Annotated in this window: 30 protein-coding genes; 12 read left to right on the top strand and 18 right to left on the bottom strand. The window is 72.5% G+C overall.

Annotated features, from left to right (window positions below; genetic code table 11):
* Positions 1-41 precede the first annotated feature (41 nt).
* The 9 genes from ACFC1T_RS19215 to ACFC1T_RS19255 all read right to left on the bottom strand — a co-directional run bounded on the left by ACFC1T_RS19215 (position 42) and on the right by ACFC1T_RS19255 (position 6,261).
* A complete protein-coding gene (locus tag ACFC1T_RS19215; RefSeq protein WP_375890067.1) occupies positions 42-878 on the bottom strand; it encodes a hypothetical protein in 837 nt (278 codons plus the stop codon).
* 63 nt (positions 879-941) lie between these two features.
* On the bottom strand, positions 942-2,135 hold the full coding sequence (gene tgmC / locus ACFC1T_RS19220) for an ATP-grasp peptide maturase system methyltransferase (protein WP_375890069.1): 1,194 nt from the start codon (positions 2,133-2,135) through the stop codon (positions 942-944).
* Entirely contained in the window at positions 2,128-3,072 is a 945-nt protein-coding gene (tgmB, locus tag ACFC1T_RS19225; RefSeq protein ID WP_375890071.1) for an ATP-grasp ribosomal peptide maturase, read from the bottom strand. Before tgmB ends, tgmC begins: the two co-directional genes overlap by 8 nt.
* A gap of 10 nt (positions 3,073-3,082) precedes the next feature.
* Positions 3,083-3,298: a putative ATP-grasp-modified RiPP gene (gene tgmA, locus ACFC1T_RS19230; protein WP_375890073.1), complete on the bottom strand. Its 216-nt coding sequence runs from the start codon at positions 3,296-3,298 to the stop codon at positions 3,083-3,085.
* Positions 3,299-3,431: 133 nt separating this feature from the next.
* A complete protein-coding gene (locus ACFC1T_RS19235) occupies positions 3,432-4,277 on the bottom strand; it encodes a helix-turn-helix domain-containing protein (protein ID WP_375890075.1) in 846 nt (281 codons plus the stop codon).
* 3 nt (positions 4,278-4,280) lie between these two features.
* Entirely contained in the window at positions 4,281-4,733 is a 453-nt protein-coding gene (locus ACFC1T_RS19240) for a DUF6879 family protein (RefSeq protein ID WP_375890076.1), read from the bottom strand.
* 43 nt (positions 4,734-4,776) lie between these two features.
* Complete coding sequence (locus ACFC1T_RS19245; protein ID WP_375890078.1) at positions 4,777-5,004, bottom strand: hypothetical protein; 228 nt, start codon at positions 5,002-5,004, stop codon at positions 4,777-4,779.
* Positions 5,005-5,149: 145 nt separating this feature from the next.
* On the bottom strand, positions 5,150-5,407 hold the full coding sequence (locus ACFC1T_RS19250) for a DUF397 domain-containing protein (RefSeq protein ID WP_375890079.1): 258 nt from the start codon (positions 5,405-5,407) through the stop codon (positions 5,150-5,152).
* On the bottom strand, positions 5,404-6,261 hold the full coding sequence (locus ACFC1T_RS19255) for a helix-turn-helix domain-containing protein (RefSeq protein ID WP_375890080.1): 858 nt from the start codon (positions 6,259-6,261) through the stop codon (positions 5,404-5,406). Before ACFC1T_RS19255 ends, ACFC1T_RS19250 begins: the two co-directional genes overlap by 4 nt.
* Positions 6,262-6,509: 248 nt before the next feature.
* Here ACFC1T_RS19255 and ACFC1T_RS19260 point away from each other — a divergent pair, with 248 nt between their 5' ends.
* From ACFC1T_RS19260 to ACFC1T_RS19275, 4 genes are read left to right on the top strand one after another with little or no spacing between them, the layout of a single operon-like run.
* Positions 6,510-6,902 (top strand): ATP-binding protein, encoded by a 393-nt coding sequence (locus ACFC1T_RS19260; RefSeq protein WP_375890082.1) that lies wholly within the window; start codon positions 6,510-6,512, stop codon positions 6,900-6,902.
* Positions 6,899-7,075, top strand: coding sequence for a hypothetical protein (locus tag ACFC1T_RS19265; protein WP_375890084.1), 177 nt, complete (start codon positions 6,899-6,901; stop codon positions 7,073-7,075). The genes ACFC1T_RS19260 and ACFC1T_RS19265 overlap by 4 nt, the downstream gene beginning before the upstream one ends.
* A 55-nt stretch (positions 7,076-7,130) precedes the next feature.
* A complete protein-coding gene (locus ACFC1T_RS19270; protein WP_375890086.1) occupies positions 7,131-7,571 on the top strand; it encodes a hypothetical protein in 441 nt (146 codons plus the stop codon).
* Between the two features lie 56 nt (positions 7,572-7,627).
* On the top strand, positions 7,628-8,074 hold the full coding sequence (locus ACFC1T_RS19275; RefSeq protein WP_375890088.1) for a hypothetical protein: 447 nt from the start codon (positions 7,628-7,630) through the stop codon (positions 8,072-8,074).
* A 6-nt stretch (positions 8,075-8,080) separates the two neighbouring features.
* Here ACFC1T_RS19275 and ACFC1T_RS19280 read toward each other — a convergent pair whose 3' ends face one another.
* Positions 8,081-8,503, bottom strand: a complete 423-nt coding sequence (locus tag ACFC1T_RS19280) for a tautomerase family protein (protein ID WP_375890089.1) — start codon at positions 8,501-8,503, stop codon at positions 8,081-8,083.
* Positions 8,504-8,538: 35 nt separating this feature from the next.
* Complete coding sequence (locus ACFC1T_RS19285) at positions 8,539-9,240, bottom strand: SDR family oxidoreductase (protein WP_375890091.1); 702 nt, start codon at positions 9,238-9,240, stop codon at positions 8,539-8,541.
* Positions 9,241-9,421: 181 nt separating this feature from the next.
* Between ACFC1T_RS19285 and ACFC1T_RS19290 the strand changes: the two genes are divergently transcribed.
* Entirely contained in the window at positions 9,422-10,033 is a 612-nt protein-coding gene (locus ACFC1T_RS19290; RefSeq protein ID WP_375890092.1) for a TetR/AcrR family transcriptional regulator, read from the top strand.
* Positions 10,034-10,110: 77 nt separating this feature from the next.
* Here the strand turns inward: ACFC1T_RS19290 and ACFC1T_RS19295 are convergent, their stop codons facing one another.
* Together ACFC1T_RS19295 and ACFC1T_RS19300 are read right to left on the bottom strand one after the other, a co-directional pair.
* Positions 10,111-10,533 carry an SRPBCC family protein gene (locus ACFC1T_RS19295; RefSeq protein ID WP_375890094.1) on the bottom strand — a complete coding sequence of 141 codons (423 nt, stop codon included), beginning with the start codon at positions 10,531-10,533 and terminating at the stop codon, positions 10,111-10,113.
* A 98-nt stretch (positions 10,534-10,631) separates the two neighbouring features.
* Positions 10,632-11,114 carry an SRPBCC family protein gene (locus ACFC1T_RS19300; protein WP_375890095.1) on the bottom strand — a complete coding sequence of 161 codons (483 nt, stop codon included), beginning with the start codon at positions 11,112-11,114 and terminating at the stop codon, positions 10,632-10,634.
* A gap of 61 nt (positions 11,115-11,175) precedes the next feature.
* On the opposite strand from ACFC1T_RS19300, the gene ACFC1T_RS19305 reads away from it, so the two are divergent.
* The 3 genes from ACFC1T_RS19305 to ACFC1T_RS19315 all read left to right on the top strand — a co-directional run bounded on the left by ACFC1T_RS19305 (position 11,176) and on the right by ACFC1T_RS19315 (position 13,059).
* Positions 11,176-11,775, top strand: a complete 600-nt coding sequence (locus tag ACFC1T_RS19305; protein WP_375890097.1) for a TetR/AcrR family transcriptional regulator — start codon at positions 11,176-11,178, stop codon at positions 11,773-11,775.
* Positions 11,776-11,845: 70 nt separating this feature from the next.
* Positions 11,846-12,502 carry a formylglycine-generating enzyme family protein gene (locus ACFC1T_RS19310; RefSeq protein WP_375890099.1) on the top strand — a complete coding sequence of 219 codons (657 nt, stop codon included), beginning with the start codon at positions 11,846-11,848 and terminating at the stop codon, positions 12,500-12,502.
* Positions 12,503-12,537: 35 nt separating this feature from the next.
* The gene (locus ACFC1T_RS19315) at positions 12,538-13,059 is read left to right on the top strand and encodes a GNAT family N-acetyltransferase (RefSeq protein WP_375890100.1); all 522 of its coding nucleotides are present in this window, start codon (positions 12,538-12,540) and stop codon (positions 13,057-13,059) included.
* Here ACFC1T_RS19315 and ACFC1T_RS19320 read toward each other — a convergent pair.
* Both ACFC1T_RS19320 and soxR read right to left on the bottom strand, forming a co-directional pair.
* A complete protein-coding gene (locus tag ACFC1T_RS19320) occupies positions 13,056-13,994 on the bottom strand; it encodes an aminoglycoside phosphotransferase family protein (protein WP_375890101.1) in 939 nt (312 codons plus the stop codon). The genes ACFC1T_RS19315 and ACFC1T_RS19320 overlap by 4 nt on opposite strands.
* Before the next feature lie 43 nt (positions 13,995-14,037).
* Positions 14,038-14,619: a redox-sensitive transcriptional activator SoxR gene (gene soxR, locus ACFC1T_RS19325; protein ID WP_375890103.1), complete on the bottom strand. Its 582-nt coding sequence runs from the start codon at positions 14,617-14,619 to the stop codon at positions 14,038-14,040.
* A gap of 56 nt (positions 14,620-14,675) precedes the next feature.
* On the opposite strand from soxR, the gene ACFC1T_RS19330 reads away from it, so the two are divergent.
* Positions 14,676-15,389: a transketolase gene (locus tag ACFC1T_RS19330; RefSeq protein ID WP_375890104.1), complete on the top strand. Its 714-nt coding sequence runs from the start codon at positions 14,676-14,678 to the stop codon at positions 15,387-15,389.
* 117 nt (positions 15,390-15,506) lie between these two features.
* The gene (locus ACFC1T_RS19335) at positions 15,507-16,400 is read left to right on the top strand and encodes a transketolase family protein (protein ID WP_375890105.1); all 894 of its coding nucleotides are present in this window, start codon (positions 15,507-15,509) and stop codon (positions 16,398-16,400) included.
* Between the two features lies 1 nt (position 16,401).
* Here ACFC1T_RS19335 and treZ read toward each other — a convergent pair whose 3' ends face one another.
* From treZ to glgX, 3 genes are all read right to left on the bottom strand, one after another.
* A complete protein-coding gene (treZ, locus tag ACFC1T_RS19340; RefSeq protein WP_375890285.1) occupies positions 16,402-18,138 on the bottom strand; it encodes a malto-oligosyltrehalose trehalohydrolase in 1,737 nt (578 codons plus the stop codon).
* Positions 18,138-20,600 carry a malto-oligosyltrehalose synthase gene (gene treY / locus ACFC1T_RS19345; protein WP_375890106.1) on the bottom strand — a complete coding sequence of 821 codons (2,463 nt, stop codon included), beginning with the start codon at positions 20,598-20,600 and terminating at the stop codon, positions 18,138-18,140. Before treY ends, treZ begins: the two co-directional genes overlap by 1 nt.
* Before the next feature lie 125 nt (positions 20,601-20,725).
* Entirely contained in the window at positions 20,726-22,873 is a 2,148-nt protein-coding gene (glgX, locus tag ACFC1T_RS19350; protein ID WP_375890108.1) for a glycogen debranching protein GlgX, read from the bottom strand.
* Between the two features lie 413 nt (positions 22,874-23,286).
* Between glgX and ACFC1T_RS19355 the strand changes: the two genes are divergently transcribed.
* Together ACFC1T_RS19355 and ACFC1T_RS19360 are read left to right on the top strand one after the other, a co-directional pair.
* A complete protein-coding gene (locus tag ACFC1T_RS19355; RefSeq protein WP_375890110.1) occupies positions 23,287-24,561 on the top strand; it encodes an SAV2148 family HEPN domain-containing protein in 1,275 nt (424 codons plus the stop codon).
* A 46-nt stretch (positions 24,562-24,607) separates the two neighbouring features.
* Entirely contained in the window at positions 24,608-25,063 is a 456-nt protein-coding gene (locus tag ACFC1T_RS19360) for a GNAT family N-acetyltransferase (RefSeq protein WP_375890112.1), read from the top strand.
* Positions 25,064-25,087 lie beyond the last annotated feature (24 nt).

Genomic DNA, 25,087 nt, shown 5'->3' on the forward strand with positions numbered 1-25,087 from the left:
CGGGGCGGCCCCGCGCACCCCGCGCGGGGCCGCCCGGGTTCTTACAACCGTTCGAGTGCGGAGGCGAGTTCGGCGGCTTCCGGGCGGTTGCGGGCGGGTTCACGAAGGACCGGTCGGAGTACGGCTTGAAACTCAGGCCAGGGTTCGGCGGCGCGAAGCGGGATCTCTCCGGAGGCGATGGCGGCTCGGCGCGTCCCGGGGCCGACATCCGGGCCGATTCCGGCGGAGTCGTAATCGAGGGGCCACCGGCCCGTGACGCACGTCCACAGCGTGCCCGCGAGGGCGTACACATCGGATTCGACGGTCGTCCGTACCGGCCGCACGCCGGACTCCACGGCGGCGGCCAGTTCCGGGGCGAGCAGGTGGGTGATACCACCCTGGAAGATCGGTGACGGAGGAAAGCCGGGCGACCAGGCCCAGGTCAGATCGAGGAGCCGCGCGCCGTGTTCGGTGTGGACGCAGTGAGCGGGTTGGAGGTCGCCGTGTACCCACCCGGCGGCGTGCAGGTCGGCGACGGCCAGGCAGAGATCGACGGCTCCGGCGAGGGCCCGCTCGTGCCCGGTGCCGCCGTCCCGGACCGGCTTGAAGAGCTCCCACGTGGAAGGACCGAGAAGCCACGGGGTGACGTACCAGACGCCGCTGTCGTATCGGCCGGTGACGACGGAGTAGCCGGGCAGCTGGTCCAGGACCGCGCCCTCCCGTGCCGTGATCTCCGCACCCTCGCCGTACCCGGCCTTGACCGCCACGGACCCGGTCGGACCGACCGCCTTCCAGACGGCCGATCCGCGGCGGTCGGTGATCTCCGTGAGGACGATCGGGCCGCAGACCGCCTCAGCGGCCCGCACCGCTTCGTCGGGGCAGGCAGCGAAGTCGACCATGCCTGTACCGCCATCCAATCGCAGGGGATGTGCTCGAACACGTCGCGACCGGCCCGCAGGTGATCACTCCCCGAGAATGCCGACCGGGTGGCCAGGGTCGTCCAGCCAGACCGTGTTCGTCCTCGGGGACACTGTGAGCCCGTAGCGCTCCAGCCCCGGACGTCCATGGGACAGCCAGGTCGAGGCGGTGGCCTCCAGCTCGGCCCAGAGGGCGCGCGGGCCGCCCTGGAAGGCACGCGTGGTGCCGTCGTTCCCACTCTCCAGTACCGCCCATGAGTCGTCGGGGTGGAGGAACCACCGGCCTGTGACGTGGTCGGTTGTCAGACGCAGCCGGGTCGTGCCGGGCACGGCGAGTTGGGCGCTCCACAGGAACGCCGGATCGTCCAGGAGATCGGGGTGGATGGCGGTGTCGAGGGCGGTCGCGTTGTCGCGGGCTTGGACGGCGGCGCGCATGAGCGGTCCGATCGCGGGTCGCCGGGTCTCCCGGGAGAGCATGAAGGAGACGTCGGAGTCGAGGAACCGGCCCTGGGCCTCGCCGTCGTCCACGTGCAGTTTCGCGTAGCCGTAGGCGTCGAGGCTGCCGACCAGCGACACCAGGACGACCGCGCCCGGGAGCGCCTGGGCCAGCCATGGGGACGGGACGCGGCCGGGCGAGTACGTCGCGATGATCCGGTCGTACGGTCCGCTGCCCGGGCAGCCCTCGGCGCCATCACCGACGACCAGGCGGGGCTGGTGGCCGAGGGTGGCGAGCCGTTCGCGGGCGGCGGCGGACAGGGCGGCGTCGTGCTCCACGCTGGTGACGTGCCGGTCGCCGAGGCGGGCACACAGCAGCGCGGTGGAGTAGCCGGTGCCGGTGCCGACTTCGAGCACGTTCATGCCGTCCTGGACATCGAGGTCTTCGAGCATCCGCACCACGACGCCGGGGAGCGTGGAGGAACTGGTGGGTGTTCCGGTGCGGGGTTCGCTGTTCGACTGGGTGAGGCTGTGGTCGAGCTGGGTGACCCAGGTCGTGTTCCGGTAGGCGAGCCGAAGCCACGCCTGTGCGTCGGTGTCGCGGTTGACGGCGGTGTAGCGGGTGATGCCGTCCGAGCCGTCCACGGCGCTGTAGAAGGTCGGCAGGAAGACATGGCGGGGCACTGCCAGTGCCGCGTCCCGCCAGTGCGGGGTGCGCAGGGAGCCGTCGTGCTCCAGTTCCTTTACCAGTGCGACGCGCAGTTCGCCCGCTGCCACTTCTGCTTCGTCCAGAGTGTCACTCACCTGTGCTGCCCTTCTCCAGAAGATCCGCGATGGCGTGCGAGATGGGCACGCCGGCCCTGTGCTCGATCCACGACCACTGGCCGTTGGGGTTCACTTCGAGGAAGCGCCAGTCCCCGGTCGGCGTCACGATGAAGTCGAAGGCCCCGAAGACGAGTCCGAACTCGCGCATGAACGCGGACACGCGCTCGCGCACCGGGCCGGGGACGGCCGTCGGCCGGTACGTGAGGCTCCCGTAGTCGGTGCGCCAGTCGACGCGGGCGGCCCCCGACCCGGCGTGGATCTCGACGGGGAAGAAGTGGTCGCCGACCACGGTCAGCCGGACCTCGTGCGCCTTGTCGATCCACTCCTGGAAGAGGTGGGCGCACAGGCGTACGGAGTCGTCCAGGTCCGCGGGGTCGATGACGACCGTGTCCACGGGCGCGCCCAGGCTCTTGGTAATGATCGGGGCGCCGAGGTCGACGGCGAACTGCCGGGCCGCATCCGGGTCGTTGGTGATGATGCTGCGTGGCGGATCCAGCCCCAGACGTCGGGCAACGGCGAGTTGCCAGGGCTTGTGGTTGGCATCCAGGTCCCGCGCGGGGTGGTTGATCCACAGGCAGGGAAGAGCGACGGCGACGCCGACGAAGCCGGCCCGGGACTGGGCGGCGGCGAACCGCCGCCCAGCCTCGGACATGCCGTCAGGCAGCCGGAACTCCTCGGGCCTGCGGAAGTACACCGACCGGACGCGGGCCAGGTCGAGCGTGCGGTGCTTGTTGTCGAGTGCACCGACCCACCTGTTCTCCAGCGTTGCGGTCAGGGTGAGTTCGGTGGGGAACTCGGCGGTGTCGCACCGGAACACCGGGACGCCCCGGTCGTTGAGGCGTTCGACCACCAGATCCGCAGTGGAGTCGAGCCGGTTCGTGAGAACCAGCACCGTCTCGTCGTGAGGTTCCGTCACCTCGGTACTCCTAGTAGAAGTCGGTGCCTTCGTCGTTCCTGCTGTCGGAGTTGGTGTTGCTGCTGGTCTCGCTGTGGGCGGTGTGCGCCCAGGGGTTGCCGTCGGACGTGACGGCGATCTGCAACTCCTGGTCGTACGTGACGCCGGTGGCGTCGGCCGGCTCGCTGGTCTGGCGCGCGGCGTAGCGCATGGCGAACGGCTGGCGTTCCGCGGAGGCTGTGGTCACGGTGGTCTCCTCTCGTGCTCGAAGCTGATGCGGCTGCCCGGCGCCGGAAGGCGAGGGCGTCTGTGGTGACGCTTTGAGACGGTAGGGAGCGAGCACACAAGTGGTCGACCAACTTGCTTGAGCTTGCTCGAATTCACCCGAGCGCGTTGATGGCGCTGGTGATGAGTGATCGCGCTGCGGCCCCGTGGACTGCGATGCCAGCCAGTTCGGAGAAGGTCCGGCTGTACTCGGCGATCTCCACCGGCTGGGTGATGGTGAGGTGAGCGGATACGAGTTCGACATTCACCTGGACGTCGTCGTACATCGTGAACGACTCAACCGGCCATCCTGATCCCCTGGTTGCCCCGAGCGGGATCACTCCGAGGCTGACCGACGGCAGGGCGCTGACGGTGATCAGATGGGCGAGCTGCCCGATCAGGACGTCAGGGTTGCCGATGACCGTTCGAAGCACCCACTCCTCGACCAGGAAGGCGAAGCGGTGATCTCCGGTGTGCAGCACCTTCTGCCGCTCCATCCGGACAGCGACGGACTCGTCGACGTCGTCGGGAGTGCTGCGCAGCGAGACGATCGTGTTGAGTACGGCACGCGTGTACGCCGCAGTTTGGAGCAGGCCGGGGACCACCCACGACTGGTACATACGGAATCGGCGTGTTCGTTCGAAGAGGGGCAGAACGGATTCCTGCGCCCGTCTGAGGCCTGACCTTTCGAGCCGGCGCCATTCGACGTACATGCCCTCGATGTTCCGGGCGGTCGCGATGAGGTTGGCTGCCTGACCGGGGACGCCGCAGACGGCGGTCCAGGTCCTTATGTCGGCTTCCGACGGCATCACGCGACCGCTCTGGATCTTGGAGCACTTCGATTCGTGCCACCCCGCAGCTTCGGCCAGCGCCCGCGCGCTGAGTCCGGAATCCCGCCGGATATCGCGCAGACGCTGGCCGAGGGCCTGCTTGGCTTGCTGGACGCTGGATGGCGCGGACACGGGTCAGGTCAGCCGGAAGTCCTCGTGGGGGAGGGCGCGCGCCCAGACGGCCTCGAACGCCGAGGCGCAGAGGCTGATGGTCCGCGGGTCGGTGACGAATTCGTGTTCCACGAAGTCGCCCGCGCCGCTGAAATGGTGGACCAGGAGATGTTGCCCGTCGATGAGCCAGAAGTCATTGCCGGGGAGGGCCAGACCGGTCGCTCGTCGGCGGGGGAGCCATCGGACGCGCTCGCCGGAAGTGATGTTCCGGAACGTGATCTCGTGCTCGAACCGGATGTACTCGCTTGCCGGTTCAGAGATGACGCGGGCCCGGCGTACGTCGACTCCGCGGGCGGTGGTCTCCTGGATCAGTTGCAACCAGGGGCTCCACCAGGACGAACGGTCCGCCCGATCATCGCGATGCCCACCGAGCCAGCGGAGGAACAACGGGTCGTCGCGCATGTAGCCGTCGCGCATCTCCAGATGGAGTGCCGAGCGGGTGGAGCTCCGCAACAGCTCCTCAAGCGTGGGGGCCGGTGCCACCGTTCACCTCCGGGAAGAACTGCATCATTCGCCTGGGGAATTCGATCACGGTTTCATGCTCGGGGACGTCCATGTGCGCGAGACGTGCCGGGTCGAGCACCTTCCAGCCCTGGAGGATGTAGTTTCCCGTCGCGTCATCGAAGTAGACGGTCGGGGACTTGCCTTCGGGGCTGTCGGGGTCCTGGCCGAGCTTGTGCAGTGTCATGGTGACCTCCTGGCGGCCGGAGACGATTGCCTTGAGCGATCGTTCCCCACAGATGGCTTCTCGCACGACGAACTTGCCCGAACTTGCCCGCACATCACGTCAACGGGCGGCCCCGCGTACACCGCGCGGGGCCGCCCGTGGTGATTCAGGGGGTGGCGGGGAAGTCGTCTGAGCGGATGCCGGCGATGAAGGACTGCCAGCCGTTGGGGGAGAAGGTGAGCGCCGGGCCGTGGGGGTCCTTGCTGTCGCGGACGGCGACGGTGCTGACCAGTTGGCCGAACTCGACGCATTCGTCGTTCGGGTTGCTGGCACTCGACTTGCGCCAGGCGATGGGGAGCGTCGAGGCGACTTCCACGCAGTCGCCGCCTGCGGCGCCGCTGTAGCTGCTCTTGCGCCACTTCATGTTCTGTACCCCTCCGTTACCAGCTTCTGCATCCACGGCACGGATTCCTCCGGAGTCATGGCCAATGAGGTCAGTTGATTGAAGACTTGCTCATGCCAGGAGATGTCTGACTGCTTCTCGATATAGAGGCCACTGGTGACGGCTTCGCTATAGGCGATCTCGCCAGGAACCTCCGAGAACGAGAGGATGCGGAAGTTCGTGCTCATGGCCGCGTGAGCGCCTGCGCTGAATGGAAGAACCTGGATGGTGATGTTCGCTCGCTGGGCAGCCTCGATGAGGTGATTTACCTGGTCCTTCATCACTTCTGCGCCGCCAACTGGGCGACGCAGAACAGCCTCAGACAAGACGGAGTGCACGGTCAACGGGGCAGGGCTGCGAGTGATCTCCTGGCGTTGCAGTCTGAGCTTCACCCGGCGCTCGATGACCTGCTCGTCGTTCTGCTCCCGCTGCATGGTGCGGAAGATCTCGCGCGCATAGCCGGCGGTTTGGAACAGCCCAGGCACCAACTCGGATTCGTAGGTGCGAATCCGGGAGGCGTCGGCCTCCAGGCCGACGTAGGTCTGGAACCAGTCCGGCAAGGTGTCGCCGTAGTCGTGCCACCAACCGCGTTGCGTGCTGCGCCGGGTCAGGGAGATGAACTGGTGCAGCTCGGCCGGATCGCTGACGCCGTACAGTTCGAGCATCGCGCGGACGTCTGATTCCTTCAGCGTTGTCTGGCCCGACTCGATCCGCGAGACCTTGGTTGCGCTGAAGCCGAGTTCGTCCGCAACGGCCTTGGCCTGACGCCCGGTCCGTTCGCGCAATCGTCGCAGCTCGGAGCCGAGCCTACGGCGCAGCACGGTTGGACTGTCCACGCTCGTCGCTCCCTCTTGGTTGACGTCGGGTCACAGTCTGCCACCTCCCCAGGTGATCACAAGAGGCTTGCGGCGTCGCGCAATTGCGTGGTGATGCGCTTGCGTGATGGGGCCATCGCGGAGCATGCTACAGCGAGTAGCCCTTTGGGTCTCCTGAGTGACCAATGAGGGTCTACCGCCGGGCATTCCTTTGCCTCCGCCCGGTCGTCACATGGCTTCAACCCCTCTCCCTGGAAGGTGACTTCGCCATGTCTCGAACCTCCTCCACCATCTGGCTCCCGCGCAGCCGCCGCTCGCCCGCGATGGCCCGCCAGCGGCCCGCGGCCCTCCTCTCCTCCATCCCGCACGGCGAGCGCTTCCTCGACTCCGGGCTCGTCATCACCACCGAGTTCGTGACCAACGCCGTCCTGCACGGCACCCCGATCGGCCACCTCATCTACTTCTCCCTCGACGTCGACCCCACCCGCCTCCGTATCGAGGTCCACGACGCCCGGGGTGACCGCGTCCCCTCCCTTTCCTCGCCCGGTCTCGACGGCGAGACCGGGCGAGGCCTCCAGCTCGTCGACTCCCTCGCCAAGCGCTGGGGCTGCTGCCCGCGCCGGCCGATCGGCAAGATCGTGTGGGGCGAGGTGGCGGCGTGATCGACCGGCTCCGCGACCTCTGGTTCCAGCACTGCTCCCGCGCCCCCGTCGCCCGACTCCTCCGGGCTGAACGTCGGCGACTCGACGTGGAGCTGGCCCGCCGGATGCCCGGTGCCGCTGCTGCCGTCCGCCGACAGTTGCTTGCGGCGATCGGGGGCGCCGAATCCTCCTGATCGGCCCAGCCTCTCGCGTGTTACGTTTGAACGCGTTCAAAGGAGGGGTGGAGGCATGGCCGTGGTGCCCACGAGTGCGAGGTGGTTGGCCGGGGTGGCAAGTGCGGTGCCCCTGGTGCCGTTGGTGCTCATCGCGCCGACGTGCGGGGCCAGTCTGCGGCTCTTCCTCTTCGCCGTCGGGCTGCTGAGCGGCGCCGTCTGTGCCGTGCCGGTCTTCTACCGGCGCCAGGACCGGTTCCGGGTCGCGTGCGCGGCGGCCGGATTCACGGTGGCCGCCGTGTGGGTGCCGCTGCTGATCATCGGCCTCCTGGCCGCGCTCGCCCTGGGCGGCTGGGCCTGGTTCCTGGCGTTCCTGCTCATGCCGGTAGCGGCGATCAGCGTGCTGATCGCCGCCTTCCAGCGGGCACGGGGGCTGGAGCACGGCCGGGCGGCGGTCGCCCTCGGCGGGCTCGCCGCAGCGGTCTCGGTGGCCGGCTGGTTCGCTCTGGTCCTTTAGCGGGCAGCGCCTTTTAATGACTGCCCGGTCGGGCGCTACGTGGGTACCGTCGGCCTGTGATCGATCACGGAATCGCCTTCCCCCATTTCCGGCTGCACGTCGTGCCCGCCGTCGTCTCCCTGGCCAGCCCGACCTGGCAGCGGGAAGTGTGGCTCGACCGTAGGCAGTTCGAGAACCTCGACCACGTCGTGCACGTGCTCTTCGACGACTTCTGCGACGCGGACGAACCCGAGCGCCATCTCGGCCTGAGCCTGCGCACCGAGGAGGAGGTCGCGCTGATGGCCCGGCTCGGCGCCGCGTACGGCGTGGTGCAGGACGCGGTCGGAGCCCAGGCCCCGGACGAGGCCTTCCTTGACGCCCCCGGCTGGCCCGACGTGGTCTCGGCGGCGGCCCGGCTGGCCCAGGTGATGCTGAGCAATGACTACTTGGCGCTGGCGAACCTCCACGAGGCCGGTCACACCTGGCCGCCCGGCACCGGGCGGGTGCCGGGCGGCACTTCCTAGGGTCGGTCAGTACGGGATCGGGCGGTTCTCCCGGACCCACAGCTGTTCGGCCTCGCTGTTGGACGGGGGCGGGGAGATCCCGTCCATCATCCACAGGTCGCGGGGCGTCTCGTCGACGTGGAACTCGCAGTACAGGCCGCGATCGGTGGTGTGGGGCGCGAGGACGGCGGCGAGCGCCTCCCGGGTGCGCTTGCGCAGGTCGGGGTCCTCGGTGTGGCGGGCGATGTGCTCGACCACGATCCGTACCGCGTCCTGGGTGGGCTGGTCGCCGACGTGGAAGTCGTCGGCGCCGATCTCGTGGAACAGCGTCATCACGTAGAACTTCGGCAGCCCGAAGCGGGTGTAGATGCCGGTGATGTCGGCGGCCATCCGCTGCTTCTGCTCGGGGCTGTAGGTGCCGCGGGGGTGGTAGACGTGCCACAGGGGCATGGGTGTGCTCCTCGGTGAAAGTAGTGGGGCGCGGCTCAGCGGCGGAAGGGGACGGTCAGGCCCTCCACCGGCCCGGCGAGTGCGGCCTTGAACGACCGGGAGACGTCGTCGACGAGCACCTCGCGGTCGCCGCGCTCGACGCCGTCCAGCACGATGCGGGCCACCTCGGCGGCCGGCAGCTTGTCGACGGGCAGAGCCGCCACCATCTCGGTGTCGGCGAAGCCCAGGTGCACGCCGACGACCTGGGTGTGCTGGGCGGCGAGCTCCAGGCGCAGGGAGTTGGTGAGCGACCACAGGGCCGCCTTGGAGGCGCCGTACGCGCCCGCGCCCGCGCCCCAGGACAGTGCGGAGTGGATGTCGACGAGTGCCCCGCCGCCGCGGGTGGCCAGCACGGGCGCGAAGGCGCGGGCGATGCGCAGCGGGCCGAGGACGTTGGTGTCGAAGGTGTCCTGGACGTGCCGCAGGTCGGCGGTCAGTAGGGCGCCGGGGTGGAGGACGCCGGCGTTGTTGAAGACGATGTCGACGTCCTGGGCCCGCTCGGCAAGGGCGGCCACCGAGGCGTCGTCGGTGACGTCCAGGGCGAGGACCTCCACCCGGGCGTCCTCGCTGGGGACGGGGGTGCGGGCGGTGGCGTAGACCTTCGTCGCGCCGCGGGCCAGCAGTTCCCCGACGAACGCCCGGCCGAGGCCGCGGAGGCCCCCGGTGACCAGGGCGGTGGAGCCTTCGATCACGGTCATGTGCGTGTTCCTCGCTCTCGGAAGGGTGGTGCCCCGTCGCCGGGGCTCCCCACTGGTTTTAGATTATGGCCATCATCTAAAATGGGCAAGGGGGGCCCGGATGGGAGAGTGGGACCGCCACCGGGAGCACCCACCGGGGGCCGCCGGGACACCACCACAGGACGACGAAGGGAGCGCGGACATGCCCCGCGTCTCACGCGCCGAGGCCGAACGCCACCGTCAGGAGGTCATCGACCACACCGCCAGGCTGATCCGGGAGAAGGGCTCCGAGCAGGTCAGCGTCCCCCAGGCGATGGCCGCGGCCGGACTCACCCACGGCGGCTTCTACCGGCACTTCTCGTCCAAGGACGACCTCGTCGCCCAGGCCCTCACCGCCGCCTTCGCCGAACGCCGCGAGGCCATGGACGCGCTGGCGGACCCTGGTGCGGACGACGACCCCTCGGACGAGCGGCGCACCCCCCGCGCCGAGTTCCTCGCCCGCTACCTCTCCGCCCTCCATCGCGACCACCCCGGCCAGGGCTGCGCCGCCGCCGCGCTGGCCGCCGACGCGGCCCGGGCCGAACCCGGCGCCCCGCTGCGCACCGCCTTCACGGCCGGGCTGCGCGACCTGGTCGACGGCTTCCAGCAGCTGCCCGACCCGGCCGGGCGCGAGGCGGCGCTCGCCGACCTGTCGACGATGGTCGGCGCGCTGATGCTCGCCCGGGCGAGCGACGATCCGGGCCTGTCCGCCGAGCTCCTCGCCGCGGCTCGGCGCCGCCTGACCGTGACGGGTGAGGGTGCACCGCAGGCCTAGGGTGGGGGCTTGCGCACGAGAAGTCGGCCAGGTCGACTTCTCGTGCGCCGTGCGCCGTGCACCGCCCGCCGTCCGGCTCAGCCCGCGAAGCGCTCCCGCAGGGCGGCCAGTCCGGCGGTGAAGACGCCGTGCACGCGCTCGGTGGACTCCTTGCGGTGCTCCGCCTCGATGTCGTACGTGACGCTCCACTCCACGAAGCTGGTGTCCAGCTCGGTCACCGGGGTGACCCGCAGGGTGGCGCGGTAGCGGTCGAAGTGGAAGGTGCCGTCGGGGAAGCTGTAGGTGTAGGCCCGGGCCTCGCCGTCGTAGGCGACCAGCATCTCGTTCAGGACGACGCCGTCGAACTCGAAGACCCGGACCGCGCCGATCGCGTTGCCCGTCAGCGCGTTGCCGAGCCGGCTCGTCGGCAGGTGGGGGTGCCACTCGCCGAGGGCGTGGAAGTCCCCGATCAGGTCCCAGACCCGCTCGGCCGGGGCCTCCACCACTGTGCTGACCGTCATGACCGCCATGGCCGTCGCCGCCTCTCGTCCGCTGATCCCGTTGGCAGGGAACCATCCTGGCGGTGCGTCAGCTGCGGACGCCAGAGGGCGTGCCGTGGTCAGCGGTGGGCCAGTCGACGCAGCAGTCGTACGGGGGCGCTCCATCGTGCCGGGGAGTCCACGGCGGCGCCGCAGGCGCGGACGGCCCGGTCGAGGGAGTCCTCCAGCAGGGCGTCGTGCAGCCAGCGGAAGGCCAGCGGCCAGGTCAGCCGGCTCGGGCCGTGCAGGCGCATCGCGATGGTGTGGCGCAGCAGTGAACCGCCGTTCGCGGGCTGGACGGTGAACTCGTGGAACCCGTCGAAGCCGCGCGGCCCGCTGAACCGGAACCGCACCCACCGGCCCGGCTGGTAGCCGACGACCCGGTAGCGGACCGGCCCGTGCCCGCCGGCGGCGCCGACCGCGAGCGGGCCGTCGAGCTCCAGCGGGGGCCAGTCGGGACCGGGCCAGAGCCGGTCGTCCGGGCCGGCGAGGCCGTCGAGGAGTGCGCCGACCGTCGACTCCGGTGCCGGGATGGTGCGTTCGTGGATGTTGAGCACGGCCACAGCGGGTCCTCCTGGTTTTGGATGGGTCCCTCCAATTGAATTGGAGAGTACTCTCCATTGCATGCCCAGGCCACCCCGCCATGACGAAGCCACCCTCCTCGACGCCGCCGTGCGCCTCGCGGCCGTCGGCGGTCCGGCCGCCGTCACCATGTCCGCCGTGGCCCGCGAGAGCGGTGCGCCCAACGGCTCCGTCTACCACCGCTTCCCCCAACGCTCCGCCCTGCTGGCCGAGTTGTGGCTGCGCACGCTCGGGGAGTTCCACGACACCTACCTGCCGGTCCTCGCCGGGCAGGCCGAGCCGCGGCTCGTCGCCGGCGCGGCCGCCCGGCAGGTCGTCGCCTGGAGCCGGGCGCACCGGGAGGGGGCCGTCGTCCTGCTGCACGGCGCGGAGGCCTTCGGCCGGGCCGAGTGGCCGCAGGAGCAGCTGGGGCGCGAACGGCAGGCCGGGCGGCGGGTGCGGGAGGCGGTGGAGGGGCTCGCCGAGCGGCTCGGCGCCGTGACGCCGCTGGACCTCGACCGGGTCACCCTCGCGGTCGTCGGCCTGCCGCTCGCCGTCGTCCGGCCGCACCTGCACGCGGGCACCCCGCTGCCCGCGCACGCGGAGGAACTGGCCGAGCGCGGGGCGATCAACCTGGTGGGCGCAGTCGGGTCGAAGGGCTGAGTCGGGTCGAAGGGCCCGAGCCGGGCGGTCGGGGCCGGGCGGCCGGGGCGGGGCCGTAGGATCGGCGATCATGGAACCCCGTACCGGACCGATCGCCGTTCCGCCCGGCCGCGTGACGCTCTCCGACCGCCGCACCCAGCGGAGTTGGAGCGTCGAGGTGGCCCCCTTCGAGCTGGCGCCCTGTCCGGTCACCCGCGAGGAGTACGAGGGCCGCACCGGCGACCGCCGCCCCGCGCACAGCGTCTCCTGGCTCGACGCCGTCCGCTACTGCAACGAGCTGTCCCGGCGCGAGGGCCTCGCACCCGCCTATCGGATCGACGGCGAGGACGTCGCCTGGGACCGCACCGCCGACGGCCACCGGCTGCCCACCGAGGCCGAATGGGAGCACGCCTGCCGCGCCGGAACCGACGGGCCGCGCTACGGCCCGCTGGACGAGATCGCCTGGCACCGCGGCAACTCCGGCGAACGCCCGCACCCGGTCGGCGGGCTGCGGCCCAACGCCTACGGGCTGTACGACCTGCTCGGCAACGTGTGGGAGTGGTGCTGGGACTTCTACGACCCCGAGGTGTACGGCAGTTACCGCGTACTGCGCGGCGGCGGCTGGTTCGACGAGCACTGGAGCTGCCGCGCCTCCGTCCGCCGCCGCAGCCACCCGACCCTGCGGATCGACGACGTCGGCTTCCGGCTCGCCCGGTCCGTCCCGGCCCCCGCCCCCGCCCCGGCCTGAGGAACGGTCAAACGATCTCCGTCGTTGGTGGCGGCATGGACCCAGAGAAGATCTTCCTCCGCCCGATAGCCGAAGCCGACCTCACCGCCCTGGGCGGGATGCTGAACGACCCCGAGGCGCTGGGCGAGTTCCAGTGGTTCGGCTGGGCGGACCCGGAGCGCTTCCGCCGCCGCTGGGCCGAGCACGGGCTGCTGAGCGAGGAGCAGTCGATCTTCGCCGTCGCCACCGAGGGTGAGTTCCTCGGCTTCGTCGCCGCCACCCGCAAGGCCGCGCGGCCGAACAACCCGTACTGGAGCATCGGCGCGCAGCTGATGCCGCAGGCGCGGGGGCGGGGCATCGGCACCCAGGCCCACCGTCTGCTGGTGGACTACCTGTTCGCGCACACCACGGCGGTACGGGTGGAGGCGGACACCGACATCGGCAACCTCGCCGAGCAGCGCGTCCTGGAGAAGCTGGGCTTCACCCGCGAGGGTGTCCACCGGTCGATGGTCTTCCGGGCCGGGGAGTGGCGCGACATGGTCTACTACGGCCTGCTGCGCACGGACCCCCGCCCTTAGGCGGTCCCGAACCACTCCTCGGCGAGGTCGTCCAGCGTCCGCGCCGATGGCCTCAACTCCCTCAGGTACCACGGCAGGTGGCTGTACACGTGCAGCAGTGTGTACGCCATCAGCAGGCGCGGCTCGAAGGGGCGGCCGTAGGCGGTGAGCAGCCGCCCGAGCAGCTGCGGGTCGGCGCGGGTGGTGAACAGGCCGACGGCGACCAGGTCGTAGGCCGGGTCGCCGACCATCGCGGGCTCGAAGTCGATCAGGCCGGTGAGCCGCCAGCCGTCGGCCGGGTCGGTGATCAGGTGCTCGCGCATGAACTCGGTGTGCAGCAGGGCGCGTTGCGGGGTGGCCGGGAGCGGGGCGGTGGCGAGGAAGTCCGGGATCTGCTCCGCCCAGGACTCCGGCAGGCCGCGTTCGCACTGGCGGGCGACGGCGCCCGCGCGCTGCCGGGCCAGGAAGGCCGGCCAGTCGCCGGGCGGGAGGGCGTCGGGCGCGAGGGCGTCGGCGAGCGGCTCCGCGTCCAGGGCGTGCAGGGCGGCGAGCGCCTCGCCGCAGTCACGGGCGATCCGCTCGCGTTCGCCCCGCGGGACGCGCGGCCAGGCCGGGGCCAGGCCCTCGCCGTGCAGGCGGGACATCAGGACGTAGCGCCAGCCGTTGACGTACTCGCCGGCCGCCCGGAGTGCGGGGGTGGGGACGGGGAGCCTGCCCTCCAGGAAGGCCAGGACGCGCTCCTCGGCCAGTGCCTCCCGGGCGGAGGGCGCCGGGAACAGCTTGAGCACGTGCTCGGTGCCCACCGCGTAGACCGGGACGGAGCCCTCCGCGAAGCGCTCCAGCACCGCCCCGCGGACGCCCAGTCGCGCGCACAGCGCCTCGGCGCCCGGGCGCATCACCGCTTCGTCGGCGAGGACCGCGTCCCCCTGCTCGTCCGTCTCCACCAGGGGCAGCATGCCCGCACCGTAGGCACGCCAACGGCCCGTCGGCAAAGGCTTTTCAGCACCCAGGGCCCGCTGCACGCCGCTCCCGGGGGCCGCAGCCGTCCGGGAGGCCCGGCGGGGTGGGCTCCGGTCCGCTGTCCGGGTCGCGGGTGAGCAGGTAGCGGGCGCCGGGGCCGGCCTCGGCGGCGCGGTCGTCGGCGTTGTACAGGGCGCAGCGGGTGAGCGAGAGGCAGCCGCAGCCGATGCAGCCGGTGAGCTTGGCCTTGAGCCGTTCGAGTTCGGCGATCTGTTCGTCGATCCGGCCCCGCCAGGACTCGGCGACGACGTCCCACTCGGTGCCGCTGGGGGCGGGGCGTTCGGGCAGCCGGTCGAGGGCGACCCTGGCCTCGTCCAGGGAGAGGCCGACCCGCTGGGCGGCCCGGACGAAGGCGACCCGGCGCAGCGTGCCGCGCGGGTAGCGGCGCTGGCCGCCGGCGGTGCGGGTGGCGTGGATCAGGCCGAGGCTCTCGTAGTAGCGCAGCGCGGAGTGGGCCAGCCCGCTGCGGGCGACCAGCTGGCCGATGGTGAGCAGGTCGCCGGGGCGCGGGGCGGCGGTGCGCGGGGCAGCGGTGCGGGCGCTGCCGGGTATCGCGGTCATGGGCACTCACTGTAGCGGCTTGACCTCAAGTTCGCTTTAAGTTGCACGATCGACGCATGACGACGACGACCAGCACGGAAACCGCGGCCCGGGCCCGTTTCGCGGACCTGCCGGGCCTGATGGCCCTGATGACCGGCGACGAGAAGCACGGCCCCGCCGCCACCTCCACCCTGGACGCCCTGTGGGTGCTGTACGACCGGGTGCTGCGGGTCTCCCCGGACACCGCCGACGCCCAGGACCGTGACCGCTTCCTGCTCTCCAAGGGCCACGGCCCGATGGCCTACTACGCCGTACTCGCGGCCAAGGGCTTCCTCGATCCGGCCGTGCTGTCGAGCTTCGGCGGCTACGACTCGCCGCTCGGCCACCACCCGGACCGCACCCTGCTGCGCGGCGTGGAGATCGCCTCCGGCTCGCTCGGCCACGGCCTGCCGCTGGGCGTGGGCACCGCGCTCGGGCTGCGGGCCCAGGGGCTGGCGGACCCGGCGGTGTGGGTGCTGGTCGGCGACGCCGAGTTCGACGAGGGCTCCAACCACGAGGCGGTGGCCTTCGCCGGCGCGTACGGCCTGGACCGGCTCCACGTGGTGGTGATCGACAACTCCTCGGCCACCCACGGCTGGCAGGGCGGCATCGCCCGGCGCTTCGCCGCCGAGGGGTGGTCCACCGCGACCGTCGACGGCCGCGACCACGAGGCGCTGTACCGGGCGTACACCGCCGAGCACCCGGGGCGCCCGCACGCGGTGGTCGCCCGGGTCGAGCCCAAGGACTCCTGACCGGGCCGCAGGCCCCCTGACCGCGCCGCCGGACCCCTGACCGCTCCGTAGAACTCCTGACCGCTTCGTAGAACCCCCGAGCGCACCAATCAGAGCGCAGCGAAAGGCACTTCACCGATGGACACCATGCGCGACCGCTTCGTCGACGTCACCACCCGACTGCTGGACGAGGACCCCCGACTGGCCGTGGTGCTCGCCGACATCACCGCCGCCGCCTTCGAGCCGGCCCAGCGGCGCCACCCCGACCGGGTGGTCAACGTCGGCATCCGCGAGCAGCTGCTGATCGGCGCGGCCGGCGGACTGGCGCTGACCGGGATGCGCCCGATCGCCCACACCTTCGCCAGCTTCCTGATCGAACGACCCTGGGAGCAGGTCAAGTTGGACCTGGTGCACCAGGGCGTCGGCGCGGTGCTGGTGAGCGCGGCCGGCTCCTACGACTGGCCGGCCGGCGGCCGTACCCACATGTCCCCGGGCGACGTCGCCCTGCTGGACACCCTGCCGGACTGGACGGTGCACGTCCCCGGCCACCCGGACGAGGCCGAGCAGCTGCTGCGCGACGCCTACGCGGACGGTGACCGCAACGTGTACGTCCGGCTCTCGGCGCACCAGAACGCCGAGCCGGTCGCCGTCGAGCCCGGCCGCTTCACCACCGTCCGCACCGGCGGCCGCGGCGTGGTGCTGGCCGTCGGCCCGATGCTGGACGCGGTGCTCGCGGCCACCGAGGGCCTGGACGTCACCGTGCTGTACGCGGCGACGGTGCGCCCCTTCGACGCCGCCGGACTGCGTGCCGCGCTGGGCGACAAGGCGGACGCGGTGCTGGTGGAGCCGTACCTGGCGGGCACCTCGGCCAACGAGGCGCACGCGGCGCTGGGCGACCGCCCGCACCGGGTGCTGGCCCTGGGCGTGCCGCGCGAGGAGCACCGGCAGTACGGGTCGATCCCGGAGCACCTGGCCGCCTACGGCCTGGACGCCGCCTCGCTCCGGGACCGGATCGGCACCTTCCTCTGGTGAGTCAGCCGGTCCGCACGACCGCCACCGCGTCCGCCGCCAGCCGCACCCCCGAGTCCTCCAGCAGGGCCGCCCCGAAGGCCGCCACCAGCTCCCGCCCGGTGCCGCCCAGCGGCAGCAGGGCCTCGGCCGGGCCCAGGTTGACCGCGATCCGGTACGGCCCCCGGTGCAGTACCAGCCGGCCCGCCGCCTCGTCGACGTCGACCCGCACAGCGCCGAGGTCCGGTTCGGCCAGCTCCGGCCGCTCGCGCCGCAGCCGGATCAACGTCCGGTGCCAGTCGAGGAGTTCGGTGTGCGGGGCGCGCCGGGGCTCGGTCCAGTCGAGCACCGACCGCAGTACGGTGGCCGGCTCCTGCGGGTCCGGGACGGCCTCGGCGGCCCAGCCGTGCTCGGCGAACTCCCGCCGCCGGCCCTGCCGGACGGCCTCCGCCAGCGCCGGGTCGGTGTGGTCGGTGAAGTACTGCCAGGGGGTGGCGGCGCCCCACTCCTCGCCCATGAACAGCATCGGGGTGAACGGCGCGGTGAGCACCAGCGCGGCGCCGCAGGCCAGTCGGCCGGGGGTGAGCGAGGTGGAGATCCGGTCGCCGAGCGCCCGGTTGCCGACCTGGTCGTGGGTCTGGAGGTAGCCGAGCAGCCGGTGGCCCGCCGCATCGGCCCCGAACGGGCGGCCGTGGCCGCGCCCCCGGAAGGAGGACCAGGTGCCGTCGTGGAAGAAGCCGTGGCGCAGCGTCTTGGCCAGGGCGGTGAGCGGCGCGGCCGCGAAGTCCGCGTAGTAGCCCTGGGATTCGCCGGTGAGCGCGCAGTGCAGGGCGTGGTGGAAGTCGTCGTTCCACTGGGCGGTGAGGCCCTGGCCGCCGGCCTCGCGGGCGGCGGTGGTGCGCGGGGTGTTGAGATCGGATTCGGCGATCAGGAACAGTGGACGGTTGGACGAGGCCGCCAACTTCTCGACCTCCCGGGAGAGTTCCTCCAGGAAGTGGACGGCCCGGTCGTCGACGAGGGCGTGCACCGCGTCCAGTCGCAGGCCGTCGATCCGGTAGTCGCGCAGCCAGGCGAGCGCGCTGCCGACCAGGTAGGCGCGCACCTCGTCCGAGCCGGGCGCGTCCAGGTTGACCGCCGAGCCCCACGGGGTGTGGTGCCGGTCGGTGAAGTACGGGCCGTACGCGGGGAGGTGGTTGCCGGACGGGCCGAGGTGGTTGTGCACCACGTCGAGCACCACCCCGAGGCCCTTGCGGTGCGCGGCGTCCACGAAGCGCTTGAGCCCCTCCGGGCCGCCGTAGGGCTCGTGCACGGCCCAGGGCGCGACGCCGTCGTAGCCCCAGCCGTGCTTGCCGGGGAACGGGCAGACCGGCATCAGTTCGACGAGGTCCACGCCCAACTCGACCAGGTGGTCGAGCTGTTCGGCGGCCGCTTCGAAGGTGCCGCGGGCGGTGAAGGTGCCGACGTGCAGCTCGTAGAGCACCGCGCCGGGCAGGGCGCGGCCGCGCCAGCCGGTGCGCGACCAGCGGAAGGCGGCGTGGTCGACCGCCCGGCTGGGGCCGTCGGGGCCGTACGGCTGGCGGGGCGAGCGCGGGTCGGGCAGCGGTGGGCCGCCGTCGAGCCGGAAGGCGTAGTCGCCCGCCGGGGCCTCGCCGCTCCACCAGCCGACCCGCTCCGGGCAGCGCGCCAACTCATATGCGCTGCCGTCCACTTCGACGTCGACCCGGCGGGTCGCGTTCGGCGCCCAGACCTCGTAGCGCGACATCATCGGCCCCTCCTCGTCAGCAGCGCCACCGGGTACGTCGCCAGCAGGTCCGCCACCGGCACCGGACCGGCGGGGAAGCCGCGCAGCGACAGCTCGTCGGTCCACGGCCCGCCGGGCGGCAGCTCCAGGACGGCGTCGCGCCAGCCGCCCGCCGCCGCCAGCCCGTACGGCAGCCGGGTGACGGCGGTGACCACGTCCTCGCCGCGGGCGAAGGCGAGCAGGTGGTCGGGGGCGGCCAGCGGCCGGTAGGCGCCGAGCGGGGCGGAGCGGCGCAGGTGCAGCGCGGTGGCGGTCAGGTGCAGCTTCTCCCGGGCGAGGTCGCCGGGGCGCGGGGCGGCCGCGTCGGTGAGCCGTACGGCGAGCGCGCCGAGGTCCACCACGCCCCGGTTGTCCGGGTCGACCAGGGTGTACAGCGGCTCCTCGCTGCCCTGGAAGAGGTCCGGCACGCCGGGGACGGTCAGGTGCAGCAGGGCGGCGGCCAGGGTGTTGGCACGGGCGTACGGGGCGAGCTCCCGCACCCGGCCCTCGATCCGGGCGCGCAGCCCGGCGTCGCCGAGGACGGCGCGGGCCCGCTGCTCCAGGGCCTGCTCGTACCCGGCGTCGGGGCTGGTCCAGGAGGTGTGCAGCTTGGCCTCGCGGACGGCCTTGAGCAGGGCGGCGACCAGCCGGTCCGGGGTGATCGGCCAGGCGGCGACCAGGGTGTGCCAGAGCAGCCAGTCGGCGTCCTGGTCCAGCCCGGGGGCGGCGGGCCCGGCGGCGAGCTCGGCGGCGGCGGACCAGGCGGCGGCCTCGGCGGCCCAGGCCTGCGGCTGCTCGGCGAGGACGGCGAGGCGGGCCCGGGCGTCGGCGCTGCGCTTGGTGTCGTGGGTGGAGAGCGCCGTCATGCTGTGCGGCCAGTCGCGTTCCAGGTAGCGGCACCAGTCGTGGAAGGCGGCCGGGGGCAGCCCGGGCCGGGCGGGCTCGCCGCCGACCTCGTTGAGGGCGGGCAGCGCGTTCCAGCGGTAGAAGGCGGTGTCCTCGACGCCCTTGGCGGCCACGGCGGCGGCGGTCTGGGCGAAGCGCACGCAGAACTCGTCCTTGTCCTCGCTGCGGCCCAGCCGGGCGAGGGCGAGGGCGGCGACCAGGCGCCCGGTCGGGTCGGCGGCGCCGTCCACCGGCAGCGCGGGGTCGTCGGCGGGCTCGCCGGGCCGGGCGTAGGGCCGGTACACCGGGTAGTCGGTGAGCAGCCGGCGCAGCGCCGCGCGCAGCTGCCAGGGCGCGTGGTCGGCGTGGGCGGGTTCGGCGGCGCCGATCCGCAGCGCGATCCGGACCAGCCGCTCGACCTCGGCGGTCAGCTCGCCGCCGGGCCCGGTCATCTCGGCCCGGCCGCGGCGGGCGGCGGCGACCGCCGGGTGCGGGGCCCGGCCGGAGGAGTCCACCGGTTCGTCGTCCGCGACCGCCCCGGCGCGCAGGAAGGCCTCGTAGGCCTCGGCGAGCCGGCGGGCGCCGACGGGGTCGGTGAGCACGCCGTCGATGCGGCGCAGCGCGTCGTAGCCGGTGGTGCCGGCCACCGGCCAGTCCGCGGGCAGCCGCTCCTCGCCGGTGAGGATCTTCTCGACCACGACGTAGGCGCCGCCGGTGGCGTCGGCCAGGCGGCGCAGGTAGCCGCGCGGGTCGGCGAGGCCGTCGGGGTGGTCGATCCGGAAGCCGTCCAGGACGCCGTCGGCGTGCAGCCGCAGCAGCACGGCGTGGGTGGCGGCGAAGACCTCCGGGTCCTCGGCCCGGACGGCGATCAGCTCGTTGACGGTGAAGAAGCGCCGGTAGTTGAGCTCGGTGCGGGCCAGCCGCCACCAGGCGAGCCGGTACCACTGTCGGGCCAGCAGTTCCGGGAGCGGGAGTCGTTCGGTGCCGGGGCGCAGCGGCAGCTCGTGCCGGTGGTAGCGCAGCACCCCGCCGTCGACCACCAGCTGGTCGAGGACGGCGCCGAGCCGGTCGCCGAGCAGCGGCAGCAGCACCCGGCCGCGCTCCGGGGCGTCGGCGGGGCCGGGCTGGGCGGTCCAGTCGATGTCGAACCAGCGGGCGTACGGCGAGTCGGGTCCGTCCCGGAGCACCTGCCGGAGCGGTTCGTTGAGCCGCTCGGGGACGGGCACGGCCATGTGGTTGGGCACCACGTCGGCGAGCAGCCGCAGGCCGTGCCGGTGGGCCTCGGCGGCCAGGGCGCGCAGCGCGCCCTCCCCGCCGAGCTGTTCGCTGATCCGGGTGTGGTCGACGGTGTCGTAGCCGTGGGTGGAGCCCGGGGAGGCCTCCAGCAGCGGGGAGAGGTGGAGGTGGGAGACGCCGAGGGCGGCGAGGTAGGGGACGGCGGCGGTGGCGTCGCGGAGGGTGAAGCCGGGCTGGAGCTGGAGGCGGTACGAGGCGGTGGGGGCGGGGGTGGGAGGGGTAGCGGCCGGGCGGGGCTGCGCGGGCTCGGCGGCGGAGGTCATAGCTCCATAGGTACCCGGCCGGGCCCGCCGCCAAGACCCGCTGCTGACCCGAACAGGTGAGCGCAAGATCCCTATGAGCGCCCGGCGGGCCCTTGCACAGCCCTTGCACGGCCCCTGCGCGGTGGCTAGGCCGGTCGTTGCAGCACCATCAGCGAGCGGTCGGTGAGCCACAGGGCGTCCCCGGCCTTGACCCGGGCCCCGGTCCCGGGGGCGGGCAGCCGGGGCTGCGCGGTGTCGACCACGACCTGCCACTCCTGCCCGTGGTCGGCGGGGACGGTGAACTCCAGCGGCTCGAAGTGGGCGTTGAACATCAGCAGGAAGGAGTCGTCGACGATCCGCCCGCCGCGCCGGTCCGGTTCCGAGATGGCGTAGCCGTTGAGGAAGACGGTGAGCGACTTGGCGTAGCTGGCGCCCCAGTTGCGCTTGGTCATCTCCTCCCCGGCGGGGGTGAACCAGGCGATGTCGGTGAGGTCGTCGTAGCCGTCCGGGGCGGGGGCGACCGAGCCGTGCCGCCCGGGGACCGGCCGTCCGTGGAAGAACCGGCGCCGCCGGAACACCGGGTGGTCGCGGCGCAGCCAGATCATCCCCTGGGTGAACTCCAGCAGCCGGGCGGCCGGGCCGTCGCCCTCGGGCCAGTGCACCCAGGCGAGTTCGTTGTCCTGGCAGTAGGCGTTGTTGTTGCCCTCCTGGGTGCGGCCGAGCTCGTCGCCGTGGGAGAGCATCGGGGTGCCCTGGGAGAGCATCAGGGTGGCGATGAAGTTGCGCTGCTGGCGCGCCCGCAGCTCCTCCACGGCCGGGTCGGTGCTGGGGCCCTCGGTGCCGCAGTTCCAGGAGCGGTTGAAGGACTCGCCGTCCCGGTTGTCCTCGCCGTTGGCCTCGTTGTGCTTGTCGTTGTAGGAGACCAGGTCGCGCAGGGTGAAGCCGTCGTGGCAGGTGACGAAGTTGATGGAGGCGATCGGGCGGCGGCCGTCGTCCTGGTAGAGGTCGGAGGAGCCGGTGAGCCGGGAGCCGAACTCGGCCAGGGCGGCGTTCTCGCCGCGCCACAGGTCGCGCACGGTGTCCCGGTACATGCCGTTCCACTCCGTCCACAGCGGCGGGAAGTTGCCGACCTGGTAGCCGCCCTCGCCGAGGTCCCAGGGTTCGGCGATCAGCTTGGCCTGGGAGACCACCGGGTCCTGCTGCACCAGGTCGAAGAACGAGGACAGCCGGTCGACCTCGTGGAACTGCCGGGCCAGGGTGGCGGCGAGGTCGAAGCGGAAGCCGTCCACGTGCATCTCGGTGACCCAGTAGCGCAGCGAGTCCATGATCAGCTGGAGCACGTGCGGGCTGCGCATCAGCAGGCTGTTGCCGGTGCCGGTGGTGTCCTCGTAGAAGCGCTGGTCCCGGGCGAGGCGGTAGTAGGAGACGTTGTCCAGACCGCGCAGCGACAGCGTCGGCCCGAGGTGGTTGCCCTCGGCGGTGTGGTTGTAGACGACGTCCAGGATCACCTCGATCCCGGCCGCGTGCAGCGCCTTGACCATCGACTTGAACTCCTGCACCTGCTGGCCGCGGTCGCCGGTGGAGGAGTACGAGGAGTGCGGGGCGAAGAAGCCGACGGTGTTGTAGCCCCAGTAGTTGGCCAGCCCGAGGTCGCGCAGCCGGTGGTCGCGGACGAACTGGTGCACCGGCATCAGCTCGATCGCGGTGACGCCCAGCTTGGCCAGGTGCTCGATCACCGCCGGGTGGGCCAGGCCCGCGTAGCTGCCGCGGATCTCCTCGGGGATGCCGGGGTGCAGCCGGGTGAGGCCCTTGACGTGGGCCTCGTAGATGACGGTGCGGTGGTAGTCGGTGCGCGGCGGGTGGTCGGTGCCCCAGTCGAAGTACGGGTTGATGACCACCGAGTGCATGGTGTGCGGGGCGGAGTCGAGGTCGTTGCGGCGCTCGGGCGCGCCGAAGTGGTAGCCGTAGACGGACTCGTCCCAGTCGATGTGGCCGCTCATCGCCTTGGCGTACGGGTCCAGGAGCAGTTTGGCGCTGTTGTGCCGCTGGCCCAGGCCCGGGTTGTACGGGCCGTGCACCCGGAAGCCGTAGCGCTGGCCGGGCTGGACGCCCGGGAGGTAGGCGTGCCGGACGAAGGCGTCCGTCTCGCGCAGTTCGACGGCGGTCTCCGAGCCGTCCTCGTCGATCAGGCACAGCTCGATCCGGTCGGCACTCTCCGAGAACACCGCGAAGTTGGTGCCGGCCCCGTCGTAGGTGGCGCCGAGGGGGTAGGGCTTACCGGGCCAGACCTGCATGAGTCCTCAACTTCCTTGTGGCATACGGAAACTGATGTGTAGTCCGACACGCGGTCCGGCCGGGCGGCCGGCCCGGACGCTCTCTTCCCGGCCGGGCGGCCGGGCATGTGCGGCCCTGGGGTCCGTGACGCACGGCACAGCCCGCACACTCCCCGAGATACTCCCCGAGCCCTTCCCCGGCGGCCGGGAGGTACCGCCGGGGTTGCTCCGAACGGGTGTCCGGCGGGCATTCGTGTGAAAACTGTTGCCACCGGTGCGGGAGGGGCGCCGGAGGGCCCCTGGCCGATCCGGCTGCGGGCGGCTCGCGGCGGGCAGTACCCTTGATCGTCCGGCCGCTCCGGCCGACCGGTGCTTGTCAACGGTCCGTCAACGGCCCCCGCGTCCGCGGGGGTCAGCCGCAGATGAGGTGGCGCATGGTGTTCCCTGCTGGCGGCCGCGGCTCCGGGCCCGACGGCCCCGACCGGGGCGGCGTCCGCAGCGAGGCGCCCACGGTGGTCATGCGGCCCACCATGACCGGCCGCGCCCTCGTCCCCGCCCAGGGCGGCCCGGTCGAGGTCCCCGCGCTCGCCTGGTCGGCCGCCGAGTGGGAGGACTCCTACCAGCGGGTCCGGCTCTCCGGCCGCGCCTACGTCTGGCTCAACCTCGTCGAACAGCGGCTGCGCTCCCTGGTCGACGAGGTGCTGCACCCCATCTACGCCCCCGCCCACGGCGAGGACTGGGTCACCGCCGCGGCCGGCCCGGCCGGCGAGGAGTGGGCCCACCGGGCCGGCGCCGTGCGCGAGGTCAGCCGCCGCAAGGGCTACCTCCTCGACCCGGCCGACGACGACCCGCTGGTCTTCCTCACCCTGCCCCAGCTGCGCGAGCTGATGGTCCAGCACTGGCCCTGCTTCGAGCCCTACCTCGCCGACCGGCGCGAGATCGAACTCGCCCTGGACGAACTGGAAGTGGCCCGGCACGTGGTCTCCCGCAACCGGGTGCTCACCCAGACCGTGCTGGCCCAGACCGAGCGCGCCGCCGCCCGGCTGCTCGCCGTCCTCGACGGCGGCGCGGGCGGGGTGCCCGCCGACGTGGTCGAGTCCCTGGTCGCCGGACGCTACGCCGACGTCGTCGCCGTGCACGCCGACCGGGTCCGGCTGCAGCGCGACCTCCCGGTCGAGGACCTGCTCGACGGCGCCCGGCGGCTGGACGCGCTCGGCATCGGCCTCGGCATGCTCTGCCAGAACTACACCGGCAAGCGCCTGGTCCGCCTCGCCGGCGAAGGCTGCCGGGTACGGCTGCTGTTCCTCAACCCGGCGAGCAGCGCCACCCGCCGCCGCGAACGCGAACTCGGCCTCTCCCGGGGCGAGTTGTCCCGCTCCATCGAGATGAACATCATGCACGTGCGGCGGGTCCGGGCCCGGCTGCGGGACCAGGGCGGCTTCGAGATCAGGGTCTTCGACGAGACCCCGCGCTTCACCGCCTACCTGGTCGAGGGCCCCCGCCCCACCGGCCCGGTGGCCGGCCGCCGGGCCGGCCGCGACCTCGGCGTCATCCAGCCCTACCTGCGCCGCTCGCGCGGCATGGAGTCCCCGGCACTGATCCTGCGCGGCGGCGCCGGCCAGCAGCCCGGCGGCACCGAGCCGGGGCTGCTGGAGGTCTACCGCGAGGAGTTCGAGGGGGTCTGGGCGGACGCCCGGAACGTGTCCTGAGATATTCGCTGGTCGGCGGTGCCGTCCGGGTGTGACACTGCGCGCCGTGAACAGCCTCCCCGTCTGGGCCCTGGAGCCCGCCGGGCCCGAGGACCTCGAACCCGTCGTCGAGCTCAAGGCCCGGGTCATGCGCGCCGACCTGGAACGCCTCGGGCGCTGGGACCCGAACCGCTCCCGGGAGCGGGTGCGGAAGTCCTTCTCCACCCGGCACACCTCGGTGCTGCTGGTCGAAGGCGCCTTCGCGGGCTCCGTCACGATCCGCCCCGACGGGCGCGGCGGGCGCGAGCTGGAGCTCTTCTACCTGGCCCCCCACCTCCAGGGCCGCGGCCTCGGCACCGCCGTCCTGCGCCACCTCCTCGCCGAGGCCGACGCCGCCGGCGAGCCCGTGCGCCTGACCGTCCTCCAGGGCAGCGCCGCCCGGCGGCTGTACGAACGGCACGGCTTCACGGTCGTCGAGGAGGACCCGGTCGACGTCACCATGCACCGGGAGCCGGCCCGCTGACCCCGACGGCGCCCGGCGCCCGGC

Source organism: Kitasatospora sp. NPDC056076, from assembly GCF_042266305.1.
GTDB lineage: Bacteria > Actinomycetota > Actinomycetes > Streptomycetales > Streptomycetaceae > Kitasatospora.

What these genes read in the sequence shown, in the direction of transcription:
- ACFC1T_RS19215 (WP_375890067.1), bottom strand. Translation starts at nt 878, where the DNA reads ATGGTCGACTTCGCTGCCTGCCCCGACGAAGCGGTGCGGGCCGCTGAG.
- ACFC1T_RS19240 (WP_375890076.1), bottom strand. Translation starts at nt 4,733, where the DNA reads ATGCGCGACGGCTACATGCGCGACGACCCGTTGTTCCTCCGCTGGCTC.
- ACFC1T_RS19245 (WP_375890078.1), bottom strand. Translation starts at nt 5,004, where the DNA reads ATGACACTGCACAAGCTCGGCCAGGACCCCGACAGCCCCGAAGGCAAG.
- ACFC1T_RS19250 (WP_375890079.1), bottom strand. Translation starts at nt 5,407, where the DNA reads ATGAAGTGGCGCAAGAGCAGCTACAGCGGCGCCGCAGGCGGCGACTGC.
- ACFC1T_RS19260 (WP_375890082.1), top strand. Translation starts at nt 6,510, where the DNA reads ATGTCTCGAACCTCCTCCACCATCTGGCTCCCGCGCAGCCGCCGCTCG.
- ACFC1T_RS19270 (WP_375890086.1), top strand. Translation starts at nt 7,131, where the DNA reads ATGGCCGTGGTGCCCACGAGTGCGAGGTGGTTGGCCGGGGTGGCAAGT.
- ACFC1T_RS19280 (WP_375890089.1), bottom strand. Translation starts at nt 8,503, where the DNA reads ATGCCCCTGTGGCACGTCTACCACCCCCGCGGCACCTACAGCCCCGAG.
- ACFC1T_RS19285 (WP_375890091.1), bottom strand. Translation starts at nt 9,240, where the DNA reads ATGACCGTGATCGAAGGCTCCACCGCCCTGGTCACCGGGGGCCTCCGC.
- ACFC1T_RS19290 (WP_375890092.1), top strand. Translation starts at nt 9,422, where the DNA reads ATGCCCCGCGTCTCACGCGCCGAGGCCGAACGCCACCGTCAGGAGGTC.
- ACFC1T_RS19295 (WP_375890094.1), bottom strand. Translation starts at nt 10,533, where the DNA reads ATGACGGTCAGCACAGTGGTGGAGGCCCCGGCCGAGCGGGTCTGGGAC.
- ACFC1T_RS19305 (WP_375890097.1), top strand. Translation starts at nt 11,176, where the DNA reads ATGCCCAGGCCACCCCGCCATGACGAAGCCACCCTCCTCGACGCCGCC.
- ACFC1T_RS19310 (WP_375890099.1), top strand. Translation starts at nt 11,846, where the DNA reads ATGGAACCCCGTACCGGACCGATCGCCGTTCCGCCCGGCCGCGTGACG.
- ACFC1T_RS19315 (WP_375890100.1), top strand. Translation starts at nt 12,538, where the DNA reads ATGGACCCAGAGAAGATCTTCCTCCGCCCGATAGCCGAAGCCGACCTC.
- ACFC1T_RS19320 (WP_375890101.1), bottom strand. Translation starts at nt 13,994, where the DNA reads ATGCTGCCCCTGGTGGAGACGGACGAGCAGGGGGACGCGGTCCTCGCC.
- soxR (WP_375890103.1), bottom strand. Translation starts at nt 14,619, where the DNA reads ATGACCGCGATACCCGGCAGCGCCCGCACCGCTGCCCCGCGCACCGCC.
- ACFC1T_RS19330 (WP_375890104.1), top strand. Translation starts at nt 14,676, where the DNA reads ATGACGACGACGACCAGCACGGAAACCGCGGCCCGGGCCCGTTTCGCG.
- ACFC1T_RS19335 (WP_375890105.1), top strand. Translation starts at nt 15,507, where the DNA reads ATGGACACCATGCGCGACCGCTTCGTCGACGTCACCACCCGACTGCTG.
- treZ (WP_375890285.1), bottom strand. Translation starts at nt 18,138, where the DNA reads ATGTCGCGCTACGAGGTCTGGGCGCCGAACGCGACCCGCCGGGTCGAC.
- treY (WP_375890106.1), bottom strand. Translation starts at nt 20,600, where the DNA reads ATGACCTCCGCCGCCGAGCCCGCGCAGCCCCGCCCGGCCGCTACCCCT.
- glgX (WP_375890108.1), bottom strand. Translation starts at nt 22,873, where the DNA reads ATGCAGGTCTGGCCCGGTAAGCCCTACCCCCTCGGCGCCACCTACGAC.
- ACFC1T_RS19355 (WP_375890110.1), top strand. Translation starts at nt 23,287, where the DNA reads ATGGTGTTCCCTGCTGGCGGCCGCGGCTCCGGGCCCGACGGCCCCGAC.